The 7,424-nt window shown below is 70.1% G+C and carries 8 protein-coding genes and 2 pseudogenes; 2 read left to right on the forward strand and 8 right to left on the reverse strand.

Going from position 1 to position 7,424, the window contains the following annotated elements:
* Positions 1 to 329, forward strand: a pseudogene (locus AC2W7C_RS11140) (hypothetical protein); the annotation flags it as partial.
* A gap of 46 nt (positions 330 to 375) precedes the next feature.
* On the opposite strand, the gene AC2W7C_RS11145 reads toward AC2W7C_RS11140, so the two are convergent.
* From AC2W7C_RS11145 to AC2W7C_RS11180, 8 genes and pseudogenes are all read right to left on the reverse strand, one after another.
* Positions 376 to 933, reverse strand: coding sequence for a hypothetical protein (locus AC2W7C_RS11145; RefSeq protein WP_486001505.1), 558 nt, complete (start codon positions 931 to 933; stop codon positions 376 to 378).
* Positions 934 to 1,016: 83 nt separating this feature from the next.
* Positions 1,017 to 1,424: an alternative ribosome rescue aminoacyl-tRNA hydrolase ArfB gene (gene arfB, locus AC2W7C_RS11150; RefSeq protein ID WP_486001506.1), complete on the reverse strand. Its 408-nt coding sequence runs from the start codon at positions 1,422 to 1,424 to the stop codon at positions 1,017 to 1,019.
* Positions 1,421 to 1,876: a YaiI/YqxD family protein gene (locus tag AC2W7C_RS11155; protein WP_486001507.1), complete on the reverse strand. Its 456-nt coding sequence runs from the start codon at positions 1,874 to 1,876 to the stop codon at positions 1,421 to 1,423. Before AC2W7C_RS11155 ends, arfB begins: the two co-directional genes overlap by 4 nt.
* 93 nt (positions 1,877 to 1,969) lie before the next feature.
* Positions 1,970 to 3,319, reverse strand: coding sequence for an amidohydrolase family protein (locus tag AC2W7C_RS11160; protein ID WP_486001508.1), 1,350 nt, complete (start codon positions 3,317 to 3,319; stop codon positions 1,970 to 1,972).
* Positions 3,319 to 4,797 carry an amidohydrolase gene (locus AC2W7C_RS11165; RefSeq protein WP_486001509.1) on the reverse strand — a complete coding sequence of 493 codons (1,479 nt, stop codon included), beginning with the start codon at positions 4,795 to 4,797 and terminating at the stop codon, positions 3,319 to 3,321. Before AC2W7C_RS11165 ends, AC2W7C_RS11160 begins: the two co-directional genes overlap by 1 nt.
* A gap of 84 nt (positions 4,798 to 4,881) precedes the next feature.
* On the reverse strand, positions 4,882 to 5,169 hold the full coding sequence (locus tag AC2W7C_RS11170; protein ID WP_486001510.1) for a DUF167 domain-containing protein: 288 nt from the start codon (positions 5,167 to 5,169) through the stop codon (positions 4,882 to 4,884).
* Positions 5,170 to 5,306: 137 nt separating this feature from the next.
* Positions 5,307 to 6,235, reverse strand: a pseudogene (locus AC2W7C_RS11175) (electron transfer flavoprotein subunit alpha/FixB family protein).
* Positions 6,235 to 6,999 (reverse strand): electron transfer flavoprotein subunit beta/FixA family protein, encoded by a 765-nt coding sequence (locus tag AC2W7C_RS11180; RefSeq protein WP_486001511.1) that lies wholly within the window; start codon positions 6,997 to 6,999, stop codon positions 6,235 to 6,237. The pseudogene AC2W7C_RS11175 and the gene AC2W7C_RS11180 overlap by 1 nt, the downstream one beginning before the upstream one ends.
* A gap of 105 nt (positions 7,000 to 7,104) precedes the next feature.
* Here AC2W7C_RS11180 and AC2W7C_RS11185 point away from each other — a divergent pair.
* Positions 7,105 to 7,424: hypothetical protein (locus tag AC2W7C_RS11185; RefSeq protein ID WP_486001512.1), on the forward strand; the 320-nt coding region annotated here is incomplete at its 3' end.

Consider the following 7,424-nt stretch of genomic DNA (forward strand, 5'->3'; position numbering starts at 1 on the left):
GCGCCGCGGCCCGCTGCGCCGAACCCGGGGGCCGTCCCGACCAACCCGAAGGCCGAAGAGACCCTGCGCGCCATCATCGCCGGCGCTCAGGCCGGCGCCCTGGACTATTCGGTCATGACGAAGATCTGGCCGGCAAGGTTCGCGAACAGGAGGGCCAGGTCCTGCCCCTGATCCGGGGATTCGGCGCGCTGCAGGCCGTCGACTTCGTCGGCTCCGAGGACGGGGCCGATCTGTTCGCCGTGGTCTTCGCCAATGCGGCGACGCAATGGATCATCGGCTTCGACGACAGCGGCAAGGTCGCGGCTCTGCTGTTCCGGCCCGCCCCCTAGGAGGGAAGGGTCAGCGCCACCCGGCGCTGACCCTTCCCCGTCGGCGTCAGGACTTCCGGTAGACCCGCGCGCCGGCGTAGCAAGGCGCCAGCTTGCATTCGGCCATCGTCATGCGGACCGTGTAGGTCCCGGCGGCGGTCGGCGTGTAGTCCAGGACCGGGAAGTCGCCGCTGTCGGTGTCGGACTTGATCGTCTCGCCCGCGCTGTTGACCAGCGCCAGGTCCACGACCGTGCAGTCCCCATCACAGACGGCGAAGATCAGATAGGGCGTGCCCTGGGTCATCGGGACGGTGAAGTTGTGCGACTGCAGCGGCTGCATGGCGACCACCTGGTCCTCGACGCCCTCCACGCGGACGTGGCCCTCGGCGCGGTTCTGGCCGGCCTGGTCCAGCATCTCGATCATCCCGTTGCGGAACTCCTCGCGCTCGGCCGGCGTCATCGACGCCTGGCGCGTCGTCGCCCGGGCGGCGATCTCGGCCGCGCTGGCGCCCTCGCTGTTCGGCCGTTCCGCGTCGGTCTTGGCCTTCTCTTCGGGACTCTGGCAGGCGGCCAGGGCGAACACGGCAGCCGAAACGGCGATCAGGGGGAGGGAGGCGAGTTTCATGCGGGGGCGCCCTTTTGTTGAACAACGGGCCGCTGCATCGGCCCAAGCTGGGCCTTAACGGCAAGCGTGGCCGTCCGGTTCCGTCATCCGTCGTCGGTTCTCGGACGCCCGCGCCCGCTCTTGACGGAAGACCGCTTCGCCTTGCCCTCCAGGCGCCGTTCCTTGGAGGCCCGCGTTGGCCGGGTCGGCACCCGGAACACGGGCTTTACCGAGGCCTCGTCGACCAGCGCCTGCAGCCGTTCCACGGCGTCGGCGCGGTTCCGCTCCTGGGTGCGATGGCGCACGGCCGTGATCAGGATTTCGCCCGCCTGGGTGGCGCGGCTGCCGGCCAGTTTCAACAGCCGTTCGCGCACCGCCGGGGTCAGCGAGGGCGAGTTGGCCGCATCGAACCGCAGTTGCACGCTGGTCGAGACCTTGTTGACGTTCTGCCCGCCCGGGCCGCCGGCCCGGAAGAAGCGGAACTCCAGCTCGCCCTCGGGGATGACGGTCATTGGATCACACGCTTGGCCATCACCACCGCCCGGTCGAGCGCTTGCAGGAAGGCCGAGCGGTCCTTGGGGCCGAACGGCGGAGGCCCGGACGTCGCCACGCCCATGGACCGCAGGTGCTCGCCCACCATCCGCCCGGCCAAGGCCGAGCCGATGGAATCAGGGGTGAACGGCGTCCCGTTCGACTTGAGCGCCTGCGCGCCGGCCTTCAGGCAGCGGTCGGCCAGCGGGATGTCGGCGGTGATCACGATGTCGCCCGGCCCGGCCCGCTCGGCGATCCAGTCGTCGGCGACGTCGGGCCCGGCGTCGACCACCACCTGCTCGATCCACGGCTCGCGCCGCGTGTTGATCCAGCCGTTGGAGACCACGAACACACGCAGCCCATAGCGTTCGGCCACACGATACACCTCGTCCTTCACCGGACAGGCGTCGGCGTCGATGAAGATGCGGGTCATGAAGGGGCTAGGGGTCAGGTTCTAGGGACTAGGGACAGTAAGCGACTGCTCCAAGCATACTTCCCTAGACCCTAGAACCTAAAACCTAACCCCTTAGCGGCTGTAGGCCGGCGGCATCGCCCCTTCACCGCCGTCCCGATAGCGGTCGCGCAGCAGGAATTGGCGGCTCGTGGGCGCCTGCTCCTGGCCATTGACGAAGATCGTCTCGGCGATCGACAGCGGTTCGAGGGGATCGCCGGACCAGACCACGACGTCGGCCGCCGCGCCGGGGCGCAACTCGCCGAACTGGCCGGCCATGCCGAAGATCTTGGCCGGATTGACCGTGATCGCCTCGATCGCCGACGCATAGGGCAGGCCGTGCGAGACGGCGTTGCCGGCGTTGTAGCGGGTCTCGCGGGCTCGGTGGACCGAGCCCTCGGCGCCCTTGATGGCGATGACCACTCCGGCGGCGTCCAGGGCCGCGGCGTTCTGCATCCGCGCGGCACGCGTCTCCAGATTGCCCGGGAGGTTGGACGTCGGGTTCAGCAGAACCGGCACGCCGGCGGCGGCGATCTGATCGGCGACCAGCCAGCCCTCCTCGGCGCCGTCCAGGATGACCTTCACCCCCTCCTCGCGGGCCAGCCGCAGGACCTGCTGAATATCGGCCGCCCGGCGGACGGTGACGATCAGCGGCATGCTTCCGTTGGCCACCGGGATCAGGGCCTCCAGGTCGGCGCGGGACAGGCTGAGCTCGCGCAGGCCGGCGCGGTCGTAGGCGGCGCGGTTGCGGGCGTAGAGCCTGACCTCGGCCAGGGTCTCCTTGAACTGGGTGAACTCCGCGCCCCTGGCCCCGCCGGCGACCCCGGCCCCGGCCTCGCCGAACGGCGCGACCATGGCCACGCGCGGCTTGACCAGGATGTCGTTGCCTTGGGCCAGGTGGATGATCGCCGCCTGGCCGGCGAACAGGCTGGGCGACTGCAAGCCGTGCTGGACGCCCGCGAAGTCGGAATCGTCGTGGGCGTGGCCGCCGCCCCCGCCGCCGGCGTGGTTGGGCACCACCACCGCGCGGGTGATCCCGCCCAACCGCGCCACAGGCAGGGTGAAGGACCAGGGATCCAGGCCGTAGGACACGTCGAATGCGGCGCTGACGGAATTGGCTTCGTTCGACAGGTCGTCGGAGCCGTTCACCGACGAGATTTCCGAACCGCCCAGGCCGCTGTCGACCGCGACGAAGCCGGGCGCGACCACCTTGCCCCGCGCGTCGATGACGCGGGCGCCGGAGGGCGCGGCGCCGGCCCCGACCGAGACGACCCGGCCGTTCTGAATAACGACGGTCCCGCTCTCGATCGCCGAGGTCCCGGTCAGGACCCGGCCGCCGGTGATGGCGGTCAGCTCCTGGGCGAAGGTCGGGTTTGCGAGCGCGGCCAGGGAGACCGCGCCGAGGATGAGGTTCCTGAGGCGCATCAGCGGGCTCCCTGCGGGACGTTGGCGGCGGGAATGTTGAAACCGGGCTGGCCCAGCTCGAAGTCGGACACGGGCTGGTAGGCGGGGTTCATGCGGTCGAAGGCCAGGCCTCCGTCGATGAACACCTGATCGGCGCGGGCGTAGACGCTGAACGGATTGGCGCTCCAGATCACCACGTCGGCGCGCTTGCCGGCCTCCAGCGAGCCGGTCTGGTCGGCGATGCCCAGCGAACGGGCGGGGTTCAGCGTGATCCAGCTGATGGCCCGCTCCTCGGGGATGTTCATCCCGATCCGGCGGCCGGCGGCCACGGCCGCGGCGGCTTCCTGGTTCAGCCGCTGGGTCAGCTCGGCGTCGTCGGAGTGGATGACCGCGCAGCTGTTGGGCTGGGCGTCGACCAGGGCGGCGTTGGCCTCGACCGCGTCCAGGGCCTCCATCTTGAAGCCCCACCAGCCGGTCCACATGTCGGCGCAGATGCCCTCGCGGGCCAGCAGCGGCGCGACCTTGTAGGCCTCGATGGCGTGGTGGAAGGCGGTGACCCGGTAGCCGAACTCCTTGGCCAGGTCGATCATCATGGCCATCTCGTCGGCCCGGTAGCAGTGGTTCTGCACCAGGATGGAGCCGTCCAGGACGCCGGCCAGGGTCTCCAGCTGCAGGTTGCGGGTCGGCGGCGAGCCTTCGCCGTCCTCGCGCCACTTGTCCCACTTGGCCTTGTACTCCCGCGCGGCGATGAAGGCGGCGCGATAGCCCGCCATGTTGCCCATGCCGGTCGCCGGGCTCTGGTTGCGGCCGCCGTAGACCCGGCTGGGGTTCTCGCCGCAGGCCATCTTCAGGCCGTAGGGGGCGTTGGGGAACTTCATCCCCTGCATGGTCACCGAGGGCACGTTGCGCACCGTCACGCCGCGACCGCCGAACAGGTTGGCGGACCCCGGAAGGATCTGCAACGTCGTCACCCCGCCGGCGCGGGCGGTGTTGAAGCCCGGGTCCTGCGGCCACAGGCTGTGCTCGGCCCAGACCTGCGCCGTGTTGGGGCTGGTCGCCTCGTTGCCGTCGCTCATGCCGGTGACGCCCGGCGAGGGATAGACGCCCAGGTGCGAGTGGACGTCGATGATGCCCGGGGTCACGAACCGCCCCCGCGCGTCCACCACCCGATAGCCGGACGGCACGGGGGTCGAGGCGTCGCCGACCGCGGCCACCCGCCCGTCGGTCACCACGACCACGCCGTTCTCGATCTTCTGGCCCGCGCCGGTGAACACCGTGCCGCCGACGATCGCCAGGTTCTCGCGCGGCAGGCCGCGATAGGTCGAGGGGAAGGGATCGGGATTGGCCGCATAATCCAGGCCGGTCGCCAGGGGCGCGCGTTCGCGGGTCGTCGCGGGCTTGTCGGCGGCGGCGCCCGTCGATCCGGTGGTGGCGCAGGCCCCCAGGGCCAGCACGGCGAGGGCGGCGAGGCTGGGGCCCCGCAGGCGGCGAAGTCTCATATGAAAAGCTCCCCTATGCGCCGGGCGGCGCAACTGGGGGCGGATTACAAAGGCCTGCGCCGCGCCGCGACAAGGCCGGAAACATTACAAGTCCGTAAGACGGGCTTTCAGGTCGTCCTCGGACAGTCCCGCGACCGCGATCCGCTTGGTCCGCGACTGCCCGCCCCGCTCCAGCGACACCGCCGACTTCGCCACGCCGAGGGTTTGGGCGAGGAGCTTGATCAGCGCGGCGTTGGCCTCGCCCTCGACGGGCCGGGCGCGCACGCGGACCTTGAGGATGGGGCGGCCGTCTGGGTCCACGTCCCAGCCGTCGATACGATCGGTGGACGCGCCGGGGGTGAGCCGGACATGGATGCTCCTGGCCTCGCCCATCACCGTTCATCCCCGCGAAAGCGGGGACCCAGCACTTTGGAAGATCGGTGTCGCCAGGAGATCATGACCGCCTGTCCCATGGCCCTTCGGATCCAAGGACTAGGTCCCCGCTTTCGCGGGGGTGAGCGGAAACAAGGTCACCCCAGCGCCTTCATCAGCTCCGGCACGGCGGTCTTGTAGTCCGCGACCAGGCCGTAGTCGGCGACCTGGAAGATCGGCGCGTCCGGATCCTTGTTGATCGCCACGATCACCTTGGAATCCTTCATGCCGGCCAGGTGCTGGATGGCGCCCGAGATGCCGATGGCGATGTAGAGCTGCGGCGCCACGACCTTGCCGGTCTGCCCGACCTGGTAGTCATTGGGCGCATAGCCCGCGTCCACGGCCGCGCGCGAGGCGCCGACGGCGGCGCCCAGCTTGTCGGCCAGCGGGTCCATCACCGCATGGAACTCCTCCGCCGAGCCCAGGGCGCGGCCGCCCGAGACCACGATCTTGGCGGCGCCCAGTTCCGGGCGGTCCGACTTGACCATCTCTTCCGACACGAGGTCGTCCTGGGCGCGTCGGCGCCGGCGACGGTCTCCACCGCGGCCGAGCCGCCCTCGCCGGCGGCCGCAAACGCGGTCGGGCGCACGGTGATCACCTTCTTGGCGTCCGAGGACTGCACCGTCTCCAGCGCGTTGCCGGCGTAGATGGGCCTAACGAAGGTGTCGCCCGAGACGACTTCGACGATGTCCGAGATCGGGGCGACGTCCAGCTTGGCGGCGATGCGCGGGGCGTAGTTCTTACCGTCGGTGGTGGCCGGCGCCAGGATGGCGTCGTAGCCGCCGGCCAACGGCAGCACGGTCGCTTCCACCGCCTCGGCCAGCGCCTTGCCCAGGCCGGCGCTCTCGGCCAGCAGCACCTTGCGCACCCCGGCGATCCTGGCGGCCGAGTCGGCGGCCGCCTTGGCGCCCTGGCCGACGACCAGCACGTCGACATCGCCGCTGATGCCCTTGGCGGCCGTCACGGTCTTGGACGTGGTTTCGCGGACGGCCGAGCCGTCGTGGTCGGCGATGACGAGAACGGCCATTACAGGACCCCCGCGGACTTGAGCTTGGACACCAGTTCGGCGGCGTCGGCCACCTTGACCCCGGCCGACCGCTTGGGCGGCTCGCTGACCTTGACCACCTTCAGGCGCGGCGCCGTGTCGACGCCGTAGTCGGCGACCGCCTTCATGGCGATCTCCTTCTTCTTGGCCTTCATGATGTTGGGCAGCGAGGCGTAGCGCGGCGTGTTCAGCCGCAGGTCGACCGAAACCACCGCCGGCAGGGTCACCGCCAGGGTCTGCAGGCCGCCGTCGACTTCACGGGTCACGGTCGCCTTCCCGCCGGCGACTTCCAGCTTCCCGGCGAAGGTCGCCTGCGGCCAGTCCAGCAAGGCGGCCAGCATCTGGCCGACGGCGTTGTTGTCGCCGTCGATCGACTGCTTGCCCAGCAGGACCAGGTCCGGCTTCTCCTCGTCGACCACCGCCTTCAGCAGCTTGGCGACGGCCAGCGGCTCCAGGTCGGCGTCGGACTGGACCAGGATCCCGCGGTCGGCGCCGATGGCCAGGGCGTTGCGGATCGTCTCCTGCGCCTGGCTGACGCCGATGGAGACCACCACGATCTCGTCGGCGGTGCCGGCGGCGTGATGCTCCTTGCCTTCCTTCATGCGCACGGCCTCTTCGACGGCGATCTCGTCGAAGGGGTTCATGCTCATTTTCACGTTGGCCAGGTCGACGCCGGTCTGGTCCGCCTTGACGCGAGCCTTGACGTTGGAGTCGATCACCCGTTTGACGGGGACGAGAACCTTCATTGCGCTATCCACAAAGTCGCCGGAATGTTGCGTCAGGCAATAGGTACGCCTAACCCGGCCTGTCAACGTAACGCCGCGTCAACGCGCCAGCTTCGGACCGTCCCAATGCATCGTCTTCTGACCATGAAACGGCTCAGCGTGCTGTTCCTGTGCACCTTCGCCGTGCTGGTCGGCGCGACCTTCGCCTGGCAGGCGCTGGTCAAGGCGCCGGGCGACCGCTGCGAGGCCGCGGGCAAGTGGTGGGACGCCTCGGGCCGGGTCTGCGCCCAGCCGATCTCCATCGCCGAGATCACTGGCCGGCCCATCGGCCAGAGCCGCGCGGAGGCTTCGGACGAGAAGAACCGCGAACTGATCGCCATCGAGGACGAGCTGACCGCCCGCCGGGTCGCCCGCGACGCCGACGCCGACGCCAGCGCGCGGCGCTG

Source organism: Brevundimonas sp. CURTG3B2_SDJG, from assembly GCF_057364705.1.